Origin of the sequence: Bradyrhizobium sp. Rc3b (genome assembly GCF_900114915.1) — a bacterium.
GTDB lineage: Bacteria > Pseudomonadota > Alphaproteobacteria > Rhizobiales > Xanthobacteraceae > Bradyrhizobium.
Map to the genome: position 1 here is coordinate 481,524 of NZ_FOUS01000002.1, position 21,361 is coordinate 502,884.

Annotated in this window: 17 protein-coding genes; 11 read left to right on the forward strand and 6 right to left on the reverse strand. The window is 65.3% G+C overall.

Annotated features, from left to right (window positions below; genetic code table 11):
• Positions 1–126 precede the first annotated feature (126 nt).
• The 4 genes from BM190_RS05780 (at position 127) to BM190_RS05795 (ending at position 4,678) form a co-directional block, all read left to right on the forward strand.
• The gene (locus BM190_RS05780) at positions 127–1,842 is read left to right on the forward strand and encodes an AMP-binding protein (protein WP_092252680.1); all 1,716 of its coding nucleotides are present in this window, start codon (positions 127–129) and stop codon (positions 1,840–1,842) included.
• Positions 1,843–2,322 carry a MaoC family dehydratase gene (locus BM190_RS05785; RefSeq protein WP_092252682.1) on the forward strand — a complete coding sequence of 160 codons (480 nt, stop codon included), beginning with the start codon at positions 1,843–1,845 and terminating at the stop codon, positions 2,320–2,322.
• Between the two features lie 221 nt (positions 2,323–2,543).
• Positions 2,544–3,461, forward strand: coding sequence for an SDR family NAD(P)-dependent oxidoreductase (locus BM190_RS05790; RefSeq protein WP_092252683.1), 918 nt, complete (start codon positions 2,544–2,546; stop codon positions 3,459–3,461).
• On the forward strand, positions 3,458–4,678 hold the full coding sequence (locus tag BM190_RS05795) for a BaiN/RdsA family NAD(P)/FAD-dependent oxidoreductase (RefSeq protein ID WP_092253061.1): 1,221 nt from the start codon (positions 3,458–3,460) through the stop codon (positions 4,676–4,678). Before BM190_RS05790 ends, BM190_RS05795 begins: the two co-directional genes overlap by 4 nt.
• 96 nt (positions 4,679–4,774) lie before the next feature.
• Here the strand turns inward: BM190_RS05795 and BM190_RS05800 are convergent, their stop codons facing one another.
• The 3 genes from BM190_RS05800 to BM190_RS05810 form a co-directional block, all read right to left on the reverse strand.
• Positions 4,775–5,854, reverse strand: a complete 1,080-nt coding sequence (locus BM190_RS05800; protein WP_092252684.1) for a D-TA family PLP-dependent enzyme — start codon at positions 5,852–5,854, stop codon at positions 4,775–4,777.
• Positions 5,855–5,921: 67 nt separating this feature from the next.
• Positions 5,922–7,733, reverse strand: coding sequence for an ABC-F family ATP-binding cassette domain-containing protein (locus BM190_RS05805; protein WP_092252686.1), 1,812 nt, complete (start codon positions 7,731–7,733; stop codon positions 5,922–5,924).
• A gap of 1 nt (position 7,734) precedes the next feature.
• Positions 7,735–8,238 carry a YaiI/YqxD family protein gene (locus BM190_RS05810; RefSeq protein WP_092252688.1) on the reverse strand — a complete coding sequence of 168 codons (504 nt, stop codon included), beginning with the start codon at positions 8,236–8,238 and terminating at the stop codon, positions 7,735–7,737.
• A gap of 104 nt (positions 8,239–8,342) precedes the next feature.
• Here BM190_RS05810 and BM190_RS05815 point away from each other — a divergent pair, with 104 nt between their 5' ends.
• Positions 8,343–9,140: a hotdog family protein gene (locus tag BM190_RS05815; RefSeq protein ID WP_092252690.1), complete on the forward strand. Its 798-nt coding sequence runs from the start codon at positions 8,343–8,345 to the stop codon at positions 9,138–9,140.
• Positions 9,141–9,315: 175 nt separating this feature from the next.
• On the opposite strand, the gene BM190_RS05820 is transcribed toward BM190_RS05815, so the two are convergent.
• Entirely contained in the window at positions 9,316–11,688 is a 2,373-nt protein-coding gene (locus tag BM190_RS05820; protein ID WP_092253063.1) for a xanthine dehydrogenase family protein molybdopterin-binding subunit, read from the reverse strand.
• A gap of 209 nt (positions 11,689–11,897) precedes the next feature.
• Here BM190_RS05820 and BM190_RS05825 point away from each other — a divergent pair, with 209 nt between their 5' ends.
• The 3 genes from BM190_RS05825 to BM190_RS05835 all read left to right on the forward strand — a co-directional run bounded on the left by BM190_RS05825 (position 11,898) and on the right by BM190_RS05835 (position 14,826).
• Complete coding sequence (locus BM190_RS05825; RefSeq protein ID WP_018317671.1) at positions 11,898–12,971, forward strand: Ppx/GppA phosphatase family protein; 1,074 nt, start codon at positions 11,898–11,900, stop codon at positions 12,969–12,971.
• Between the two features lies 1 nt (position 12,972).
• Positions 12,973–13,653 carry an RlmE family RNA methyltransferase gene (locus BM190_RS05830; protein WP_092252692.1) on the forward strand — a complete coding sequence of 227 codons (681 nt, stop codon included), beginning with the start codon at positions 12,973–12,975 and terminating at the stop codon, positions 13,651–13,653.
• A gap of 84 nt (positions 13,654–13,737) precedes the next feature.
• Positions 13,738–14,826 (forward strand): hypothetical protein, encoded by a 1,089-nt coding sequence (locus BM190_RS05835; RefSeq protein WP_143109016.1) that lies wholly within the window; start codon positions 13,738–13,740, stop codon positions 14,824–14,826.
• A gap of 495 nt (positions 14,827–15,321) precedes the next feature.
• Here BM190_RS05835 and BM190_RS05840 read toward each other — a convergent pair whose 3' ends face one another.
• Positions 15,322–16,812, reverse strand: a complete 1,491-nt coding sequence (locus BM190_RS05840; protein WP_092252696.1) for an MFS transporter — start codon at positions 16,810–16,812, stop codon at positions 15,322–15,324.
• A 452-nt stretch (positions 16,813–17,264) separates the two neighbouring features.
• Here BM190_RS05840 and guaB point away from each other — a divergent pair, with 452 nt between their 5' ends.
• The 3 genes from guaB to BM190_RS05855 all read left to right on the forward strand — a co-directional run bounded on the left by guaB (position 17,265) and on the right by BM190_RS05855 (position 20,495).
• Entirely contained in the window at positions 17,265–18,758 is a 1,494-nt protein-coding gene (gene guaB, locus BM190_RS05845; protein ID WP_018317668.1) for an IMP dehydrogenase, read from the forward strand.
• A 244-nt stretch (positions 18,759–19,002) separates the two neighbouring features.
• The gene (gene curA / locus BM190_RS05850) at positions 19,003–20,025 is read left to right on the forward strand and encodes an NADPH-dependent curcumin/dihydrocurcumin reductase (protein WP_092252698.1); all 1,023 of its coding nucleotides are present in this window, start codon (positions 19,003–19,005) and stop codon (positions 20,023–20,025) included.
• Between the two features lie 170 nt (positions 20,026–20,195).
• Positions 20,196–20,495: a hypothetical protein gene (locus BM190_RS05855; protein ID WP_092252700.1), complete on the forward strand. Its 300-nt coding sequence runs from the start codon at positions 20,196–20,198 to the stop codon at positions 20,493–20,495.
• Between the two features lie 15 nt (positions 20,496–20,510).
• On the opposite strand, the gene BM190_RS05860 is transcribed toward BM190_RS05855, so the two are convergent.
• A complete protein-coding gene (locus BM190_RS05860; protein ID WP_092252703.1) occupies positions 20,511–21,353 on the reverse strand; it encodes a metallophosphoesterase family protein in 843 nt (280 codons plus the stop codon).
• Between the last annotated feature and the right edge of the window lie 8 nt (positions 21,354–21,361).

Consider the following 21,361-nt stretch of genomic DNA (forward strand, 5'->3'; position numbering starts at 1 on the left):
AGGCTTCGTAGCCCGGATGGAGCGAAGCGAAATCCGGGACAGCTGCTTCCAATGGCGTAGCCGGCCCCCGATTGCGCTTCGCTCCATCCGGGCTACGTTCGAAGATCAATTCGACGGGCCCGGAACATGACGACATTTCAGGACGCGCGCGCGTTTCTGCTCAAGCACCGCACGGATTACGAGGCCGCGGTCAAGGGATTCCGCTGGCCGGATCCGGTTCCCTTCAACTGGGCGCTCGACTGGTTCGACGAGCTGGCAAAGGACGCCGAAGCCAAGGACCGGCCCGCGCTCTGGATCGTCGATGCCGCGCAGGATCGCCAGACAAAACTGTCCTTTGCGGCGCTCTCGAAGCGCTCGAACCAGGTCGCGAATTTCCTCCGCGCGCAGGGCCTGAAGCGCGGCGATCATCTCCTGTTGCTGCTCGGCAATGTGGTTCCGCTGTGGGAGACGATGCTGGCGGCGATGAAGCTCGGCGTCGTCGTGATCCCCGCGACCACGCTACTCACCGCGGATGAGCTGCGTGATCGCCTCGATCGCGGCAAGGCGAGGGCGGTGGTGGCCGCCGAGGACCAGGTCGCGAAATTCGCAAGCCTTGGTGCCGAGAACATCGTTCGCATCGTGGTCGGCACGGCTCACGACGGATGGCTCTCCTATGATGAGGCCGCAAAGGCCCCGGAGAGTTTTACCGCCGATGGGCCGACTAATGCCGACGACCCGATGCTGCTCTATTTCACCTCGGGGACCACTGCAAAACCAAAACTTGTCCGGCACAGCCAGCGCAGCTATCCGGTCGGGCATCTGTCGACCATGTACTGGATCGGGCTGCAGCCCGGCGACGTCCATCTCAATATCTCATCGCCCGGCTGGGCCAAGCATGCCTGGAGCTGTTTCTTCGCGCCGTGGAACGCGGGCGCCACCGTGTTCGTGGTCAACCAGCCGCGCTTCGACGCCAAGAGCCTGCTTGCCACCATCGGCCGCTGCGGCGTCACCACGCTGTGCGCGCCGCCGACGGTGTGGCGGCTGTTCATCCAGGAGGACCTGGCGTCCTTCAAGGTGAGCTTGCGCGAGGTCTGCGGCGCCGGCGAGCCGCTCAACCCTGAAGTGATCGACCAGGTGCGGGCCGCCTGGGGGCTCACCATCCGTGACGGATACGGCCAGACCGAAACCACGGCGCTGGCCGGCAACTCGCCGGGCCAGAACATCAAGATCGGCTCGATGGGCCGGCCGCTGCCTGGCTATCGCGTGCAGATCAGCGATGCCGACGGCAACAAGGCGAAGGAAGGCGAGGTCACGCTGGTGCTCGGCGCCGAGCGGCCCGCCGGCCTGATGCAGGGTTATCAGAGCGACGACGGCAAGCTCGCCGGTGCCGAAGGCGAGCTCTATCGCAGCGGCGATGTCGTGTTCGAAGATGACGAGGGCTATCTTACCTTTGTCGGCCGCTCCGACGACGTGTTCAAGTCGTCGGACTACCGAATCAGCCCGTTCGAGCTGGAGAGCGTTCTGCTCGAGCACGAGCTGGTGGCCGAAGCCGCGGTGGTGCCGAGCCCGGACCCGATCCGGCTCGCGATCCCCAAGGCGTTCGTCCTGCTGACCTCGGGCGCGGAGCGGACGCCTGAGACCGCGCTGTCGATCTTCCAGCACCTGCACACGCGGCTCGCCCCGTTCAAGCGCATCCGTCGCCTCGAAATCGTCACCGAGCTGCCGAAGACGATCTCTGGCAAAATCCGCCGGGTGCAGCTACGCAGGCTGGAGCGGGACGATGATCGCAACGATCCGCTGCGCGGCCGGGAATTCCGTGAGGAGGATTTTCCGGAACTGCCGAAAACACGGAGTGAGACCTAAGTGAACGAAGTCTGGAAGAAGCCGCCGATTTCCTTGGAAGCCTACCAGGCCATGGTCGGCAAGGAGATCGGCGTATCGTCGTGGCACCTGATCGATCAGCCGCGCATCGACACCTATGCCGACGTGATCGAGGATCACCAGTTCATCCACGTCGATCCTGAACGCGCCAAGAAGGAGACCGCCTTCGGCACCACCATCGCGCACGGCTTCCTGACGATGTCGCTGCTGTCGATCATGTCCTATGAGGTGATGCCCGTGATCGCGGGCACCACGATGGGCGTCAATTATGGCTTCGACAAGCTGCGCTTCATCTCGCCGGTGCGCTCGGGCAAGCGCGTTCGCGGCCGTTTCGTGCTGGCCGAAGCCAAGCTCCGTAAGGCCAATGAATTGCAGTCCCGCACCAATGTCACCGTGGAGATCGAGGGCGAGGACAAGCCGGCGCTGGTCGCGGAGTGGCTGGGTCTGATCTATTTCGCGTAGGCCGGGCCGGGCTTGACCCGGCCAGCCATCGCTGCTCAAAAAGGCAACCCAGAGCGGGGTTTTACCCTCTCCCCTTGTGGGAGAGGGTGCCTCGCGGAACGCGAGGCGGGTGAGGGGTCTCTCTCCGCGAGCGCATCTGTCGAGAGAGACCCCTCATCCGGCGCTGCGCGCCACCTTCTCCCACAAGGGGAGAAGGGAAGAAGAAATAGAGACCTTCACTCATGGCAATCAGGTTCGACGGACGCGTCGCCATCGTCACCGGCGCGGGCAATGGTCTCGGCAAGGCGCATGCGCTGGGATTGGCCAGCCGCGGCGCCAAGGTCGTGGTCAACGATTTCGGCGGCGCGCGTGACGGCACCGGTGGCTCGCTGTCGCCGGCCGAGACCGTGGTCGAGGAAATCCGCAAGGCCGGCGGCACCGCGATGGCGGATGGCGCCGACGTCTCCAATTTCGAGCAGGTCACCGCCATGGTCGAGCGCGCCACCAAGGAGTGGGGCAGCGTCGACCTCTTGTGCGCCAATGCGGGCATTTTGCGCGACAAGTCGTTCGGCAAGATGGAAGCGGCCGACTTCCAAAAGGTGCTCGACGTGCATCTCGTCGGCACCTTCTATTGCTGCAAGGCGGCCTGGGCCGGCATGCGCGACCGCAACTATGGCCGCATCGTGCTGACGACGTCGTCCTCCGGCCTTTACGGTAATTTCGGCCAGGCCAATTACGGCGCGGCCAAGTCCGGCATGGTCGGCCTGATGAACGTGCTCGCCGAAGAAGGCCGCAAGTCCGACATCCGCGTCAACATCATCTCGCCGACGGCGGCGACCCGCATGACGGAAGAGCTGTTGCCGCCGCAGGCGCTGCAGCTGATGAAGCCGAACGCGATCACGCCCGCGGTCGAGTACATGCTCAGCGAGGACGCGCCGACCCGCACCATCATGGGCGCCGGCGCAGGATCGTTCGCCGTGATCAAGATCGTGGAGAGCGAGGGCATCAACCTGCCGGAATCCGAATGGACGCCGGACGCCGTCGCCGCGCATTTCGCCGAGATCAGCGACATGTCGAAAGCCAAGGCGCTGACCGGGGCGTTCGAGCAGACCCAGAAATACGTGGCGCAGGCGGCGGCACGGGCGGGGATCAAGCTCTGACCGACGTCGCCGTCATCGGGGCCGGTCCCGCCGGGCTGATGGCGGCGGAGATGCTGGCGCAGGGCGGCGCGCGCGTCACCGTGTACGACGCGATGCCGTCCGCGGGCCGAAAATTCCTGATGGCCGGCCGCGGCGGGCTCAACCTCACCCACAGCGAGCCGCTGCTGGATTTCATGGCGCGCTATCGCGAGGCCGCACCGAAGCTGCAGGCGGCGGTCGAGGCGTTTTCGCCGGACGCGCTCCGTGCGTGGAGCGACGCGCTGGGCGAGCCGACCTTCGTCGGCACCAGCGGGCGCGTCTTTCCGAAGGCGTTCAAGGCCTCGCCCTTGCTGCGCGCGTGGCTCCGGCGGCTCGATGCGAGCGGCGTGCGGTTTGCCTTTCGTCATCGCTGGACCGGCTGGGACGGTGAGGGGCGGCTGGTGTTTCGAGCGCCCGATGGCGCAGCGGCCGTCACTGCCAGCGCCACCGTGCTCGCGCTTGGCGGCGCCAGTTGGCCGCGGCTGGGGTCGGATGGCAGCTGGGCCGACATCCTTGCCGCGAAGGGCGTTGCCATCTCAAAGCTGCGGCCAGCCAATTCCGGCTTCACGGTCGCCTGGTCCGATGTGTTCCGCGATCGTTTCGAGGGCCAGCCGCTCAAGGGCGTGGCGCTGACGATCGGCGCGCATACGGTGCGCGGCGAAGCCATGATCACCCGTATCGGCATCGAAGGCGGCTCGATCTACGCGCTGTCGGCGGAGTTACGGGAGGAGGTGCTCAGTCTCGGGCAGGCGACGCTTTCGATCGCATTGCGGCCCGACCTCGACGCCGCCGCTCTGACCACGCGGCTATCGGGGACGCGCGGCAAGCAATCGCTCGCGAACTTCCTGCGCAAGGCGGCGCAATTGTCGCCGGTCGGAATCGGCCTGATGCAGGAGGCCGCCATCGTGTCCGGCCGGCCACTGGCCGCGTTCTCGCCGGCCGAGCTTGCGCATCTGATCAACACCATTCCGGTGCAGCTCACGGGCGTTGCCCCGATCGATCGTGCGATCTCGACGGCGGGTGGAATTGGCTTCGACGAGCTCGACGACCACTTCATGCTGCGCAAGCTGCCCGGCGTGTTCGCCGCCGGCGAGATGCTGGATTGGGAGGCGCCGACCGGCGGATATCTCCTGCAGGCGTCGTTTGCCACTGGCGCTGCGGCGGGCAGGGGCGTGCTGAGCTGGCTCAAGAAATCGTAGGGTGGGCAAAGGCGCGAAGCGCCGTGCCCATGATCTTTCGCAGTTACGACGAGAGGTCGTGGGCACGCTTCGCTTTGCCCACCCTACGGTGCTCGCCTACCGCAGCTTGCCCCGCGCCGCCACCGGCAGTGTGCCGATGATCTCCTCGCCACGTACCATCACCACTTCGTCCATCATGTTGACGACGACGCAGACATGGTTCGGCACGATGCGGACGACGTCGCCGACATTGGGCCGCGTGTTGCTGCGGGAGAGATCGAGGAAGCCGTGCTCCTCGGCGAAGCGCGCGATCTTGGCTTCGGGATGCTCCAGGATCAGGCCGTGTCCGTCGAGACCGCCGGTATCAGTGGTGAGCGTCTTCGAGCCGGCATCGAGGATGCCGCGCTCGGGCGCGGCGCGGCTCACCACGGTCGAATAGATGTGCAGCGCGCAGTCGTCCCAGGTCGCGGAGCCCGCCGCGACCTGCATGCGGTCGTTGTAGATGTAGGTGCCGAAGCGATGCTCGGTACCGCCCTTGAGCTTGCCGATATTCTTCAGGTTCGGCGTGCCGCCGGTCGAGACGATTTTTGCGTCCAGCCCGTGCGCGCGCACGCCGACCAGCGCCTCGTCGTAGAATTTCTGCGCGTCCGCCCAGCCGGTCTCGGTCGGATACAGCATGAAGCCGGCGAACCGCAGCCCCTTGGATGCGGCGATCTCGCGCGCCAGCGCGATCGCCTCCGCCGGGGTCTCGACGCCGGCGCGCTTGCGCCCCGTATCGCATTCGACCACGACCGAGAGCGGACGGCCCGACGCCGCAGCAGCCTTGGGCAGGCCGGCGACGACGGTCGAATTGTCGGCGGCCACCGTCATGTTGGCCTTCGCCTGCAGCGCGCCGAGCCGCGCCATCTTCTCTTCGCCGAGGAGGTTGTAGCTGATCAGGATGTCGTCGATGCCGGCGTTGGCCATGATCTCGGCTTCGCCGAGCTTCTGGCAGGTGATGCCTTTGGCGCCGGCCGCAACCTGCATCTTGGCGATGGTCGGGTTCTTGTGGGTCTTGATGTGCGGACGGTTGGCGACACCGGCCTCGTCGCAGGCTTTCTGGATCCGCGCGATGTTGCGCTCGACCCTGTCCATGTCGATGACGGCGCAGGGTGTGCCGTATTCGCGGGCGATTTTTGCAGCGAGGGGAGTTGTCATGAGAGTCGTCTCTTAGTTGGCGCGCATTCTGATCGCAAAACTGGTGCCCACTTTTGCGGAATGCGCGCTAGGCCTGCTCTATTTCTTCCCGAAGCATTTCAAGTTCGAGCCAGCGCTCTTCAGCGGCAGACAGTTCATCGTGCGCCTTGGCGATAGCGGCGGAGGTGTCGTCGAATTTCTTGCGATCTTTCGCATAGAGATTGGGATCGTCGAGCACGCGCTGCAGTTTTGCAATATCGGCCTGCAGCGTTTCCATTTTCTTCGGCAGCGTTTCCAGCGCGTGTTTCTCGTTAAAGCTCAGCTTGCGTTTCGGTGCGGAGGCGGGAGCAGCGGCGCGCTCCTCCCGCTTCTCCGCAACCGGCTGGGCCTTCGTCGTCTCGCGCTTCAGATCCGCACCGCGCTGGGTCAGCATGTCGCTGTAGCCACCGGCATATTCGGTCCACTTGCCGTTGCCCTCAGGCGCGATCACCGAGGTGACGACGCGGTCGAGGAAGTCGCGGTCATGGCTGATCAGGATGACGGTGCCCTCGTAATCGCCGAGCATGTCCTCGAGGACGTCGAGGGTTTCGAGATCGAGGTCGTTGGTCGGCTCGTCCAGCACCAGCAGGTTCGAGGGTTTTGCCAGCGCGCGCGCCAGCATCAGCCGACCGCGCTCACCGCCCGAGAGCACTTCCACCGGCGTGCCGCGCTGCTCCTGCGCGAACAGAAAGTCCTTCATGTAGCCGACGACGTGCTTCGGCTTGCCGCCGACCATGATCTGGTCGCCACGACCGCCGGTCAGTGCTTCGGCCAGCGTCGATTTGGGATCGAGGCTTTCGCGGTGCTGATCGAGCGTCGCTATCTCCAAATTGGCCCCGAGGCGCACCATTCCGGAATCCGGCTCTGCGCCGCCGGTGAGCAGATTGACCAGCGTGGTCTTGCCCGCGCCATTGGGGCCGATGATGCCGAGCCGGTCGCCGCGCTGGATGCGGGTCGAGAAATTCTCGACGATCTTGCGCTCGCCATAGGCCTTGGTGATGCCCTTGGCCTCGATCACCAGCTTGCCCGACTGCTCCGCTTCGGCCGCCGCGAGGCTGGCGGTGCCGGCCGTGCCGCGGTAGTTGCGGCGCTGGTCGCGCAGCGTGTGCAGATTGGCGAGGCGCTTGACGTTGCGCTTGCGCCGGCCGGAGACGCCGTGGCGCAGCCAGTGCTCTTCGTCGACGATCTTGCGGTCGAGCTTGTGCTGGTCGCGCTCTTCTTCCGCCAGCACCTCGTCGCGCCAGCTCTCGAACGAGGCAAAGCCGCGGTCGATCTGCTTGATCTTGCCGCGGTCGAGCCACGCGGTGGCGCGCGAGAGATTGGTGAGGAAGCGGCGGTCGTGGCTGATGATCACCAGTGCGCCGCGCCTGGAGTCGAGCTCCTGCTCCAGCCATTCGATGGTGGCGAGATCGAGATGGTTGGTCGGCTCGTCCAGCAGCAAAATGTCCGGCGAGGGCGCCAGCACATAGGCCAGCGCCGCGCGGCGGGCCTCGCCGCCGGAGAGATTGTGCGGTTTCTCGTCACCGGTGAGTCCGAGCTGCTCCAGCAGGTAGCGCGCCTGGTGCTGGTCGTCGCCGGGGGCGAGACCGGACTCGACATAGGCCAGCGTGGTCTTGTGCTCGCCGAAGTCGGGCTCCTGCGGCAGGTAACGCACGGTGGCGCCGGGCTGCACGAAGCGCGCGCCGCCGTCGGGCTCCACCAGGCCGGCCGCGATCTTCAGCAGCGTCGACTTGCCCGAGCCGTTGCGACCGATCAGGCAGACGCGCTCGGATGGCGCGACATTGAGCTCGACGCCCGACAACAGCGGCGTGCCGCCAAAGGTCAGCCTGATGTCTTTCAGTTGGATCAGCGGCGGCGCCATGTCAGCCCTGACTCAAATTCTGGCTCGTCGCGGCCTGATCGGCGCGGCGGCGCTGGATCCGGCGCAGCGTCTGGTCGAGCGCCGAGAGGAAGGCGGAGCGGTCGCGCGGCGAGAACGAGCGCGGGCCGCCGGTGACTTCGCCGGCCGAGCGCAGATCCGTCATCAGATTGCGCACCGCCAGCGTCATCCCGATCGACTCCTCCGTGAACGGCTTGCCGTTCGGCGCGATCACGTCGGCGCCAGCCTTGACGCAGCGGCTCGCCAGCGGAATGTCGGAGGTCACGACGACGTCGCCGGGCTTGACGCGTTCGACGATCCAGTCGTCGGCGGCGTCCATGCCGGCGCCTGCGGCGATGCGCTCGATCAGCGGATCGTGCGGCACGCGGATGAAATTGCCGGCGACCACGCTCACCGGCACGCCGTGCCGGAGCGCGACGCGATAGATTTCGTCCTTTACCGGGCAGGCGTCGGCGTCGACATAGATGCGGGTGGGGGTGTCAGTCATTCGCCGCGTGGTACCCCATTCGGGCTGCAAAGGCGAGGGGATTGACCGGTGTTCCCTGGGGCCTACGATCCGCCCGAAACAACAAGAACAGGGAAGATGACCCCATGCCGAACCGGCTCGAAACCTGGCGCGTCGAGGCCTACAACACCGCCAAGCAATCCGAAAACAAGATGCATGACGACACGGTGGCGCGCCGCTTCGGCTTTTCCGGCGGGCTGGTCCCGGGCGTCGATGTCTTCGCCTACATGATGCACGTGCCGGTGGCGCGCTGGGGCCGCGATTTCCTGTCCCGCGGGCTGGTCGAGGCCCGCTTCATCAAGCCGGTCTATGACGGCGAGACCGCCGATGTCGATGCGACCGAGCACAACGGCTTGCTGACGATCGAGGTGTTCAGCCGTACCGAGCTCTGCGCGACAGGCACGGCCTCGCTGCCGGCGGCCGCGCCTGTGGTGTCGCCGAGCGACTATGTCGCGATGCCCGTGGTGGCCGAGCGCAAGCCGGTCAGTCCCGCGACGTTCGAGATGGGCAAATGGCTGGGCACGACGCCCCGGCGCTGGGCCGGGCAGGATGCGGCTGACTATCTCGCCGACATCAGGGAAACCGATCCGATCTTTGCGCGCGAAGGACTCGGCCATCCCGGCCTGATCCAGCGCGTCATGAACCGCGTGCTGGTCGACAACACCATTCTCGGCCCGTGGATCCATGTCGGCAGCCGCATGCAATTGCTGTCGGCGGTACGCACCGGCGACGAGATCACCGCGCGGGCGAAGGTCACGGCCAATTACGAGAAGAAGGGCCACCGCTTCGTCGAGCTCGACGCGCTCGTCGTCGCCAACGGCACCACGCCGCTCGCCCACTGCCAGCACATTGCGATCTACCAGCCGCGCGAGCAGGCGGTGTAGGGTCTTCGCCTCGCCCCGCTTGCGGGGAGAGGCCGACGCACGGAACGCGCGGCGGGTGAGGGGGAGTCTCCGCAAGGACGATGAAAGTTGGACTCGCGGAGAGTCCCCCTCACCCGAAGCCTTGCTGCGCTCCGGCTTCGACCTCTCCCCGCAAGCGGGGAGAGGTGAACGACGACTACGCCGCCTTCGCCTTACCATCCTGGATTGCCCGCCACACGCGCTCCGGGGTCAGCGGCATGTCGATGTGCTTCACGCCGTAATCCGAGAGCGCGTCGAGCACCGCGTTCACCACCGTCGACAGGCTGCCGGCGCATCCCGCTTCGCCGCAGCCCTTGCTGCCGAGCGGATTGGTCGTGGCCGGCACCGGGTGATCGCCGACCGTCATGTTGGGAACGTCCTCGGCGCGCGGCAGGGCGTAGTCCATCAGCGAGCCCGTGATCGGCTGGCCGCTCTCGTCGTAGCGGATGTGCTCCATCAGGGCTTGCCCGATGCCCTGGACGACGCCGCCATGGAGCTGGCCTGCGACCAGCAGCGGGTTGATCACCGTGCCGAAATCGTTGACCGCGCTGTAGCGCACGATCTGCACCACGCCAGTCTCAGGATCGATCTCGACCTCGGCGACGTGACAGCCGTTCGGAAACGCCGAGGCGACCGGTTCGCTGGTGTGATCGACGTCGAGGCTATCGGGCACGCCTTCCGGCGTCTTGCCGTCGTGCAGCTTCTTGGCGAGCTCCATGATGTCGATGCTGCGGTCGGTGCCGGCGATGGTGAAGCTGCCGCCTTCGAATTCGATGTCAGCTTCGGACGCCTCCAGCATATGCGCCGCTGCGCGCTTGCCTTTCTCGATGACGAGCTTGGCAGCCCCCGCGATGGCCTGGCCGGTTGCCGTGATCGAGCGCGAGCCGCCGGTTCCGTTGCCGGTGTGGACGATGTCGCTGTCGCCCTGCACCAGCTTGATGCTCTCGAAGGGAACGCCGAGCTGCTCGCTGAGCACCTGCGCGAATGGCGTGGCATGGCCCTGGCCGTAATCGAGCGTGCCGGTGATGAGCTGCACGGAGCCGTCAGCGTCGAACACGATCTTGCCGAGCTCAGGGCTCGGCGGCGCGGTGACCTCGAGATAGGAGCCGACCGCGATGCCGCGCAGCTTGCCGGCCTTCTTGCTCTCTTTCTTGCGCTTGGCGAAATTCTCGTGGTCGGAGATCTCGAGCGCCTTGTTGAACACGGCCGGGAAGTCGCCGCTGTCATAGGTGACTCCGGAGGAGGCCGCGAACGGGATCTGGTTCGGCTTGATGAAGTTGCGCTTGCGCAAGGTCAGCCGGTTGACGCCCATCTCGTCGGCGGCGCGATCGATCAACCGCTCCATGTAGTAGTTCGCCTCCGGCCGGCCGGCGCCGCGATAGGCGCCCATCAGCGTGGTGTTGGTCAGCACCACCTTGATGTCGACGGCCATCAGCGGCGTGCGGTAGACGCTGGAAAAATTCTTGCCGGTGTTGAGCGAGAGCGGCCCCGGCGCGACGCCGGTGATGTAGGCGCCGAGATTGCCGTAGCCGGACAGCTTGGCCGCGAGGAAATGCCCCTCGGCGTCGAGCGCGAGCTCGGCATGGATCTTTTGCGCACGTCCATGGCTGTCGGAGAGGAAGGCAGTCGAGCGCTCGTCGAGCCATTTCACCGGGCGGCCCAGCACTTTCGCCGCGTACAGGATGCACATGTACTCGGGATAGTTGATGTTCTTCATGCCGAAGGAGCCGCCGACATTGGCGGTGAGGATGCGCACCTTCTCGTTCGGCACTTTCAGGTTCTTGGCGAGGTTGGCGCGGTTGCCGGCGACGCCCTGCGTCGGCACCTGAAGCGTGTAGCGCTCGGTTGTCTTGTCGTAGGAGGCAAGGCCGACGCGCGGCTCCATCGAGACCACGGCGACGCGGGTGTTCTCGATGTCCATCCTGGTGACATGGGCGGCGCTGGCGAAGGCCGCGTTGACCTTGTCCATGTCGCCATAATGGTAGTCGAGCGCCACGTTGTGGGGAATGTGCTCATAGAGCTGCGGCGCGCCGGGCTTGGCAGCTTCTTCAGGGTCGGTCACAGCCGGCAGCGGCTCGATATCGAGCTCGACCGCCTCGGCGGCGTCGCGCGCCTGCGCCAGCGTCTCGGCCACGACGAAGGCGACGGGATCGCCGACGAAGCGGACCTTGTCGGTCGCCAGTGGCTGACGGTTGGTCTGGAGCAAAGGCGAGCCGTCGCGGCTCTTCAGCGGCAGGCCGCAGGTGAAGGGGCCATAGCCCGCGGCATCGAGATCCCTGCCGGTCCACACGCCGAGCACGCCCGGCATCGCCTTGGCGGCATCAATGCCGATGCCGCGGATGGTGCCATGGGCGTGGGTGGAACGGATGACCACGGCATAGGCCTGGCCGGGTAGGTTGAAATCGTCGGTATAGCGGCCCTTGCCGCGCACCAGCGTGTCGTCCTCCTTGCGGCGGACGGGCTGCCCGACGCCATATTTTTGCAGTGCAATAGCGTTTTCGAGCGTGGACGATTTGGTGTGTTCTTGCATGGAATTGACCTGAAAAGCCGGCATTTGCGCATTTTCGCGGCAGCGGGGCACCGGATCCCCTTGAGATAACCCACCACCCCGTTCACGACAACGCACGAATGGGCATGGTCCCATGTGATGCGTTGTTGCGCAGGCCGGCTGCGCTGCTAATGTTTCAGGCGAAAAATCAATTCCAGACCGGCCCGACCGGCCGCGGAAAGACAGTTTGTATGAATGACCACACGCGGCTCCGCGACGGCCATGCGCCGCACGGTGAGCTGGAGGGGTCGATGGCGGCGGTGGCGTTGGCCACCGAACCGGCTGTCGGCGCGCAGGCGTCGGGAACCGGCGTCTATGCGGCGCTGGACCTCGGCACCAACAATTGCAGGCTGCTGATCGCCTGTCCGACCCAGGACGGCTTTCGCGTCGTCGATTCCTTCTCGCGCATCATCCGGCTCGGGGAGGGGGTCTCGGCGACCGGCTGTATCAGCGAGGCCGCGATCGAGCGTGCCATCGCCGCGCTCAGCATCTGCCGTGACAAGATCAATTTGCGCAAAGCGCGCCGGTTGCGGCTGATCGCGACCGAAGCCTGCCGAGCCGCGTCGAATGCGGAGGGGTTCCGCAGCCGCGTCGCGGCCGAAACTGGCATCGAGCTCGAAGTGATCGACCGCGAGACCGAGGCCGCGCTCGCCGTGCTCGGCTGCTCGCCGCTGGTCGATCCGCGGGGACGCGGCGCGATCCTGTTTGACATCGGTGGCGGCTCGACCGAGCTGGTGCGGATCGAGCGCGACGCGGACAATCCGGAGCCGCGGATCAAGGCCTGGATGTCGATCCCGTACGGTGTGGTCACGCTCGCCGAGCAGTTCGGCGGCCGCGACGTGACGCCGGAGATCTACGCCGCGATGGAGCAGGAGGTCGCGAACCACGTTGCGCCGTTCGCCGAAGTCCACGGCGGCGATCTCGCCGACATGCATCTGCTCGGCACGTCAGGCACTGTGACGACGCTCGCCGGCATCCATCTCAATCTCGCGCGCTATGACCGCCGCCGCATCGACAGCATCTGGATGAACGATTCCGACATCACCGCGACCATCAACAAACTGCTCGGCATGAGCTACGAGGAGCGCGCCGGCAACAGCTGCATCAGCGTCGAGCGCGCCGATCTCGTGCTCGCCGGCTGCGCCATCCTCGATGCTATCAGGCGCGCCTTTCCGCTGCCGCGCCTGCGCGTTGCCGACCGGGGCCTGCGCGAGGGCATGCTGGTCGAGATGATGCGCGAGGACGGCGCGCTCAGGAGCTGGTGAGATGGCCAAGGACACCACCGGCCGCTTGCACGTCCAGGTCAAGACCGGCGGCAAGCGCAAATTGTCGTCGAAGCTGTGGCTGGAGCGTCAGCTCAACGATCCCTATGTCGTGAAGGCCAAGGCGGTGGGCTATCGCTCGCGCGCCGCGTTCAAGCTTCTGGAGATCGACGACAAATTCCGGCTCTTGAAACCCGGCATGGCCGTGGTCGACCTTGGCGCGGCGCCCGGCGGCTGGAGCCAGATCGCGGCCAAGCGCGTCGGATCGGTAGAGGGCAAAGGCAAGGTCGTCGCCATCGACCTGTTGGAAATGCCCGAGATTCCCGGCGTGGATTTCGCGCAGCTCGACTTCATGGCCAACGATGCGCCAGACAAGCTGACCGCGATGCTGGGCGGCGGCGCCGATTTCGTGATGTCCGACATGGCCGCCAACACCACCGGCCACCGCAAGACCGACCAGCTCCGCATCGTCGGCCTGGTCGAGACGGCGGCCGCGTTTGCCTGCGACGTGCTCAAGCCCGGCGGCGCGTTTCTGGCCAAGACGTTCCAGAGCGGCGCCGACGCCGATCTGCTCGCCCAGCTCAAGCGCGATTTCGCGACGGTGCGCCATGTCAAGCCGGCGGCGAGCCGGCAGGATTCCTCGGAACGCTACGTGCTGGCGACGGGATTTCGGGGCGGGTTGTAGCGGGTTGCAACGTCCCGTTTTGCACTAGTGCTGCAACGCATTGTTCGGCTAGTTTCATCGCGGGATTCCCGGGGTGAGGCCAAAATGAAGTTTCGAGCATTTTCGAGCGTTGCGGCAGCAGCTTTCACACTGATGGTGGCGCAGCCGGCCGCAGCGCAGTCCGGCGGCATCAGCATCTATCAGGAAATCAACAACAACGTAGTGCAGAACATTCTGCAGAACGTTCGTGACCAGTTGCGCCGGCGAGACATTGTTCTGCCGTCCTCCGGCAGACTCGCGTTCGGTGTAGGCGGATCGGATTTCGACAACCGTGATCCGTTCGCTGCCCGTGGTGTCGATGATCCCTTCCGGGCTCTTGCTTACGCGAAAGCGCCGGGCGCGGTCCCTGCTGTCGCTTCAGGCTGGCTCTACAGCGGCAATTTGATCGGCGGCGTAGACCGCTCCATGACCGCTGGCATCGTGACCGACACCTCGTCAGTCACCGGAGCATTCGATGTGACGAAGATCGGGATTTTCGCCGGTGACGACGCGCTTACGTTCATCGGGACGGGGGGTGGCTCCTGGTCCCACCAGGGCGGTCTGTTGACGGTCGACACCACCGCACCTTCGACCTCGGTCACGGTCGCATATCTGAGGGGAGGCCTTTCCGCCGATCTGACCAGCTTCGTCGGCTGGACTAGAAGCACGCTGTCAGGCTCCGGATTCGCCCCAGCGGTCATTGAGGGCAACTCGCTCGGCTTCACCGGAAACGTGCAATACCGGTTTGATTTTCCCTTTTCGGTGTTCATCGAGCCCGGGATCGGAATGACCTACTCCGAAGGCTACTCGGAGAACTTCGGGACCAAAATTTCCGATACGACGGAGGTGCACGGCGGGGCCCGGTTCGGTACCCAAATGAGATGGATGGATTATACGGTTCAGCCATCCGTCTCCTTGTTCGCCTATCAGATCACCGACTCGAGCGCGCTCGGAGTTGTTGGGCCAATCATTCCCACAAGTGCAATCGGCTATCGCGGGTCCGGCAAGATTGCCGTTGTCTGGAGCCCGAGTTTCACCTCCTATATCGAGGTGCACGCGATCGGACCGGCCAGCGGTCCCAGCAAGCCGCTCGCAGGATACAGCCCGACCCAGACCACGGGAGTTCAAGCCGGCCTCCGCTACACGTGGAATTGAGCAGCCATCGCGTCTGGAGCACGGCCCCAAGCCCTTGATCGGCCTCGAGGGGTGTGCTCCACTTTAGGTCGAATATTTTGAGGATAGCCACAATGCATATCGGAACGCTTTCCCGCGTAGCTGCGACGCTTGTACTCGGCACCGTCCTGATGCCCGCCTTGGCAAATGCCCAGAATGTACAGAGGCCCAACGTCGGGACCGGCGTGACGTCCCGCACATTGCCCAACCCCAATACGCCAAGGGTTCAGCCTCAGGGATTGCAGACCGGAAGCTACGCCAATCCTGCCGCAAACCGTTTCAACACTCCTCCGTCGCAACCGGACTTTGCCTTATCCGGTCCTTATGTGGGAATGAAGTATATCGGGAATGTCCGGTAGAGGTTTGTTCTCCGGCTTCTGAACCTGGCGTCCGCGCTGTTCTCGCCGCCGCGGCGAATGCTGACGCGCGGGCGCAGTTTGAAGTCACGATGCTGTGCATGACATCGCGAGCCTCTGATTATCCAAGCCGCTGATCCCGCACGTCCTGCGTATCCTCGCTCGCCGCCTTGACCGCCGCCTTCTCCGCACCCTTGCCGGCGCCCTTGCGGCTTGCGATCTCAACCGCCTTGCGGCCGGAGATCTCGTGGCCGGCGTCGACGGGCATCTGCCAGAAGAACCAGCTCGATGCCGCCGAGGTCAGCGCGACCACGAGGAAGGCGGGGGCGAACACGGTGGCGTCGATTTCGCTGACATGGTTGAACCACATCGTCGTTTCCACGCAGGCCGCGCCGACGGCGACGCCGGCGGAGACGGCGAGCTGCTGGTTGACGCTGACGAGGGTGGTGGCGCGGCTCATCTGCGCGGTCTCGACGTCGGCATAGGCGACGGTGTTGATCGCGGTGAATTCGAGCGAGCGGAAGAAGCCGCCGATGACCAGGATGACCATGATGATCAGCAGCGGCGTCGTCACCGTGAACAGCGCGCAGACGGCGAGGAAGAACGCGCTGACGATCGCGTTCACCGTCATCAGGTTGCGAAAGCCGAAGGTGCGGATGATGCGCGCGGCAAGCGTCTTCATGCCCATGGCGCCGAGCGAGGAGGCGAAGGTGACGAGGCCGGAATGGAACGGCGACAGGCCGAAGCCGATCTGCATCAGGAGCGGCAGCAGGAACGGCAGCGCGCCGATGCCGAGCCGGAACAGGAAGCCGCCGAACACGGCCGCGCGCAGCGTCGGCAGCTTCAGGAGCGAGAAATCGAGCACCGGCGAGCCCGTGCGCCGGGCGTGAATGGCGTAGAGCGTCATCGAGATCGCGCCGCCCGCGATCAGTGCGGCGACGGTGCTCCACGGCAGCAGGTTGAGACCGGCAACCGACAGGCCGAAGGCGATGCCGGCAAGGCCAATGCCCGCCAGCACCATGCCGTAGAGGTCGAACGGCTCGCGTTCCTCGCTCTTGATCGGGTCGATGAACTTCAGCGCCATGAAGATGCCGAGCAGCCCGATCGGAATGTTGATCAGGAAGATCCAGTGCCACGACGCGTAGGTGGTGATGAAGCCGCCGAGCGGTGGTCCGATCACAGGACCTATGAGGGCAGGGACCGTTACCCACGCCATGGCGTTGACCAGAGCGCTCTTGTCCACTGACCGCAGCAGCACGAGGCGCCCGACCGGTGTCATCATCGCGCCGCCCATGCCTTGCAGGATGCGCGCGAACACGAAATCGGTGACCGAGGAGGAGAGCGCGCAGCCCACCGAGCCCACCATGAACACGCCGACCGCGATCGCAAACACCATTCGCGCGCCGAACCGGTCGGCGGTCCATCCGCTCGCCGGGATGAACACCGCGAGCGACAGCAGATAGGATGTGATCGCGAGCTTCAGCGTCAGCGGGCTGGTGCCGATGTCGGCCGCTATCGCCGGCAGCGAGGTGGCGATCACCGTCGAGTCCATGTTCTCCATGAAAAGCGCGGTGGCCACGATCAGCGGAATGATGCGTTGCTTGTCGACCATGACGGATTGGTAATGAAAATCGGAAGAGGGGTGGAGTTGCGGCTTATCACCGCCACTGGTCCCCGACCATTGCGGATCGACGCATAGCACCTAAGTCCCGCGTAACAACGGTGTGACCCTCCGCCACCGTCATTCCGGGGCGCGCCCCTCGGCGCGAACCCGGAATCCATTCGGCCGCAGGGCCCGCTGCGCGATGGATTCCGGGTTCGCGACTTCGTCGCGCCCGGGGAATGACAGTGGGAGGGTGGGCTACCGCTCGGCTGAATCGGCCAAAAAAGCCTGTGCATGGCTGGCCAGCGGTCCGAATTGCTTTGATTCGTCACGCGGCCGTGCTATCGACCCGCGTCAACCCCACCGATGGGCTCCGATTCTCAAGGCGATGCCGCAAGGTACGCCGAGGGCGGCGCTCATCCATTAGCATTTGCGGCAAGGCCGCAGGAAGGAGTTGGCAAATGGCCACGGTGCAACTTCAGGGCATCCGCGAAGCCTTTACGTTCGACGACGTGTTGCTGAAGCCGGGCCTGTCGGACGTCATGCCGGGCGAGGTCGACATCCGCTCGCGCGTCACCCGCGCCATTCCGCTCAACATCCCGATCATGGCCTCGGCCATGGACACCGTCACCGAGGCCCGCATGGCGATCGCCATGGCGCAGGCCGGCGGCCTCGGCGTCATCCACCGCAATTTCGACCCCGAAGGGCAGGCCGCCCAGGTGCGGCAGGTCAAGCGCTACGAGTCGGGCATGGTGGTGAACCCGCTCACCATCAGCCCCGAGGCCACGCTCGACGACGCGCTCAAGCTGATGAGCGATCACGGCATCTCCGGCATTCCCGTCGTCACCGGCGCCGGCAAGAATACGCCGGGCAAGCTGGTCGGCATCCTCACCAACCGCGACGTGCGCTTTGCCACCGACCGCCGGCAAAAAGTCTCCGAGCTGATGACGCATGAAGGCCTCGTCACGGTGCGCGAGAATGTCAGCCAGGACGAGGCGCGGCGGATGCTGCATCAGCATCGCATCGAGAAGCTGCTCGTGGTCGACGAGCAATATCGCTGCGTCGGCCTCATCACCGTCAAGGACATGGAGAAGGCGGTCGCCCATCCGCTCGCCTGCAAGGATGCGCAGGGGCGCCTGCGTGTTGCCGCCGCCACCACGGTCGGCGACACCGGCTTCGAGCGCACCGAGCGGCTGATCGATGCTGGCGTCGATCTCGTCGTCGTCGATACCGCGCACGGCCATTCCCGTCACGTGCTGCACGCCGTCAACCGCATCAAGCGACTGTCCAACTCCGTGCAGGTCGTCGCGGGCAACGTCGCCACCACCGAGGGCACGCAGGCTTTGATCGACGCGGGCGCGGACTGCATCAAGGTCGGCATTGGCCCGGGCTCGATCTGCACCACGCGCATCGTCGCCGGCGTCGGCGTGCCCCAGCTCACCGCGATCATGGATGCGGTGGAAGCTGCAAAGAAGGCCGACATCCCCGTCATCGCCGACGGCGGCATCAAGTTCTCCGGCGACCTCGCCAAGGCGCTCGCCGCCGGCGCCGACATCGCGATGGTCGGCTCGCTGCTCGCCGGCACCGACGAGACACCAGGCGAAGTGTTCCTGTGGCAGGGCCGTTCCTACAAGGCCTATCGCGGCATGGGCTCGGTCGGCGCGATGGCGCGCGGCTCGGCCGATCGCTACTTCCAGCAGGACATCAAGGATACGCTCAAGCTCGTCCCCGAAGGCATCGAGGGCCAGGTGCCCTACAAGGGCCCTGTCGGCAACGTCATGCACCAGCTCGCCGGCGGCTTGCGCGCCGCGATGGGCTATGTCGGCGCACGCGACATGAAGGAACTGCACGACAAGGCCCAGTTCGTCCGCATCACCGGTGCAGGCCTGCGCGAAAGCCACGTCCACGACGTCACCATTACGCGCGAGAGCCCGAACTATCCGGGCGGAGGTTAGTCTCGCTCCGATCTCGCGAGCGCGTGAGTTTCGACGCGCTTGCCTCAACGACGGTGTCATGCCCCGGCTTGACCGGGGCATCCAGTACGCCGCGGCTTCTCGGCTCAATTACGACCGTCTCTGGAATACTGGATCGCCCGATCAAGTCGGGCGATGAAAGCGAGTGTGTGGCTCCGCCGCTTTTGTATTGACGCGCCTCGCTCCCTCCGCTTCCGTTCATGTCGAAAAACAATCGGAGGAAGCCATGTCCCAAGCCAAGCGCATCGTTCTCGCCGCGCGTCCCGTCGGCGAACCCAAAGCATCTGATTTTCGCCTGGAGGAATTCGCGGTCCCGACGCCTGCGGCAGGCGAGGTCCTGCTGCGCACGATCTGGCTGTCGCTCGATCCCTATATGCGCGGGCGCATGAGTGATGGTCCGTCTTATGCCGCGCCGGTGCCGGTTGGCGGCGTGATGGAAGGCGAGGCGGTTAGCGAGGTCGCGGTCTCCGACAATCCGGATTTCGCCAAGGGCGACATCGTCCGTGCACGAACCGGTTGGCAGTCTCACGCGATCTCGAACGGCAAGGGCCTGATCAAGGTCGATCCGAAGCTCGGTCCGATCTCGACCTCGATCGGCGTGCTCGGCATGCCCGGCATGACGGCGTATACGGGCCTCCTCGACATCGGCAAGCCGCAAGCAGGCGAGACCGTCGTCGTTGCCGGCGCCTCCGGTGCGGTCGGCTCGGCGGTGGGGCAGATCGCCAAGATCAAGGGCGCACGCGCGGTCGGCATCGCCGGAGGCAAGGACAAGTGCGCCTACGTGGTGAAGGAGCTCGGCTTCGATGAGTGTCTCGATCATCGCGAAACTGATTTTCCGGCCAAGCTAAAATTCGCCTGCCCCAAAGGGATCGACGTCTATTTCGAGAATGTCGGCGGCGCCGTGTTCGAGGCGGTGTTCCCGTTGCTCAATCCGTTCGCGCGCGTGCCGGTTTGCGGCCTGATCGCGCACTACAACGACACCGAAGCCAAGGCGCCGAAATGGGCGGCCAGCATGATGCGCGCGACGCTGACCAAGCGGCTGACCTTCCGCGGCTTCATCGTCTCCGACTTCGCCTCCCGCCATGGCGACTTCCTGCGCGACATGTCGGGATGGGTCCGCGACGGCAAGGTCAAGTACAAGGAGTTCGTCACCGAAGGCCTGGACAGCGCGCCCGGCGCCTTCATGGGCCTCTTGAAGGGCGCCAATTTCGGCAAGCAGCTGGTCCGCGTCGGGCCGGACAAGGCCTAGCGCGACAGAGACTTGGACTCACGTGGTTACAGAGCCACAGGCCTCGTGGGGATAGTTAAGAAAGAGTCACCAAATGGTCACACCTGCCCGCAAAAGCCGCAGGTGTGACCGGCTGTTCATTGACGGGATCGCGAAGGCATTGAATCATCGGGCATATTTTAGGTGCTGCGATGTTAGAGATCAGTGTTTTCTGCGTTATCCTGCTTGCTGCCGGCTATTGGCTGGCCATGTTCGTCATGGGCCGCCACGACGACGTCATCCATGGCAAGTTCGTCCATGTCGACGAGGAGGGCGATCTTGCTCGCCCCTCGATGCCGGCGCCGCCCCCGCCGTTCCCGAAGCGCCCGGTCAAGGCCGCGCAGCCTGTCAGGCAGCCGCCTGCCAATGATCTCGCGGCCAAGCCGGTGAACAGCGAGGCGCTGCAATCCTTGCTCGCCGCGATCCAGCAGGACCTCAAGAGCGTCGCCTGAGCCGATCGGCGCGCCTTAATGCTCGCCGCCCATCTGGGCGAGCAACTCCTCGATGTCGACATCGACCTGGCCCGCGGCCCTGACGTGGCGGACTTCAAAACTGTCGGGCCGGAAGCGGTATTCCACCAGCCCGACCTCCTTGATCGCGATCCGGTCCTGGCGCTGATCGTTGATGACGAAGCCGGCCGACGGCGCCCAGACATGGCGGGTATGGCAATAGGTGAAGTCGCGCCGCTGGTGCACGTGGCCACTGGCGATGAGGCGCAGATCGATCGTCCCGAGCATCTCGATCAGCCGGGCCCGGGCCGGCTGCGGCACGTAGCGGATCGCGGTCTCCGGCGTTTCGGGATCGTCAGGCAGGTTGAGAAATAGCGGCTTGTGCAGGAACAGCGCGACCGGTCTGCCCTTCGTGCGAGATATCTCCTGCGACAGCCAGTCGAACTGCTCGGCCTCGAAGGCGAGCCCGGAGTTCATCACCAGCGAGTTGAGGCCAATGAAGCGCCAGCCTCCAGCCTCGAACGCCCAATGGTCTTCGCCGATCAGGTCACAGAATTGCCGGCGATGCGCTTCCGTGACCGGCGGCTTCGGCGCCGGGCCGACCGCGGTCGGATTATCGCCGATGTCGTGATTGCCGGGGAGGTAGCGGCAGGCGACGGGCAGGGCGTCGTGCAGGTCTTTTGCGAAGACGACATCGTCGCGGCCGGTCGGCCCGTCGAAGGCGACATCGCCGGTGTTGATCACGAGGTCGGGCCGGTTGCCGTCGATATGCTCGCTGATCGCCTGGAAGTTGGCGATCAGGCCGGGGAAGCGCCGGCCGAGATGGGTGTCGGAAATCTGCGTCAGGCGAAATTCGGGCATGCGATCAT

What these genes read in the sequence shown, in the direction of transcription:
- BM190_RS05780 (WP_092252680.1), top strand. Translation starts at nt 127, where the DNA reads ATGACGACATTTCAGGACGCGCGCGCGTTTCTGCTCAAGCACCGCACG.
- BM190_RS05790 (WP_092252683.1), top strand. Translation starts at nt 2,544, where the DNA reads ATGGCAATCAGGTTCGACGGACGCGTCGCCATCGTCACCGGCGCGGGC.
- BM190_RS05800 (WP_092252684.1), bottom strand. Translation starts at nt 5,854, where the DNA reads ATGACAACTCCCCTCGCTGCAAAAATCGCCCGCGAATACGGCACACCC.
- BM190_RS05805 (WP_092252686.1), bottom strand. Translation starts at nt 7,733, where the DNA reads ATGGCGCCGCCGCTGATCCAACTGAAAGACATCAGGCTGACCTTTGGC.
- BM190_RS05810 (WP_092252688.1), bottom strand. Translation starts at nt 8,238, where the DNA reads ATGACTGACACCCCCACCCGCATCTATGTCGACGCCGACGCCTGCCCG.
- BM190_RS05815 (WP_092252690.1), top strand. Translation starts at nt 8,343, where the DNA reads ATGCCGAACCGGCTCGAAACCTGGCGCGTCGAGGCCTACAACACCGCC.
- BM190_RS05820 (WP_092253063.1), bottom strand. Translation starts at nt 11,688, where the DNA reads ATGCAAGAACACACCAAATCGTCCACGCTCGAAAACGCTATTGCACTG.
- BM190_RS05825 (WP_018317671.1), top strand. Translation starts at nt 11,898, where the DNA reads ATGAATGACCACACGCGGCTCCGCGACGGCCATGCGCCGCACGGTGAG.
- BM190_RS05830 (WP_092252692.1), top strand. Translation starts at nt 12,973, where the DNA reads ATGGCCAAGGACACCACCGGCCGCTTGCACGTCCAGGTCAAGACCGGC.
- BM190_RS05835 (WP_143109016.1), top strand. Translation starts at nt 13,738, where the DNA reads ATGAAGTTTCGAGCATTTTCGAGCGTTGCGGCAGCAGCTTTCACACTG.
- BM190_RS05840 (WP_092252696.1), bottom strand. Translation starts at nt 16,812, where the DNA reads ATGGTCGACAAGCAACGCATCATTCCGCTGATCGTGGCCACCGCGCTT.
- guaB (WP_018317668.1), top strand. Translation starts at nt 17,265, where the DNA reads ATGGCCACGGTGCAACTTCAGGGCATCCGCGAAGCCTTTACGTTCGAC.
- curA (WP_092252698.1), top strand. Translation starts at nt 19,003, where the DNA reads ATGTCCCAAGCCAAGCGCATCGTTCTCGCCGCGCGTCCCGTCGGCGAA.
- BM190_RS05855 (WP_092252700.1), top strand. Translation starts at nt 20,196, where the DNA reads ATGTTAGAGATCAGTGTTTTCTGCGTTATCCTGCTTGCTGCCGGCTAT.
- BM190_RS05860 (WP_092252703.1), bottom strand. Translation starts at nt 21,353, where the DNA reads ATGCCCGAATTTCGCCTGACGCAGATTTCCGACACCCATCTCGGCCGG.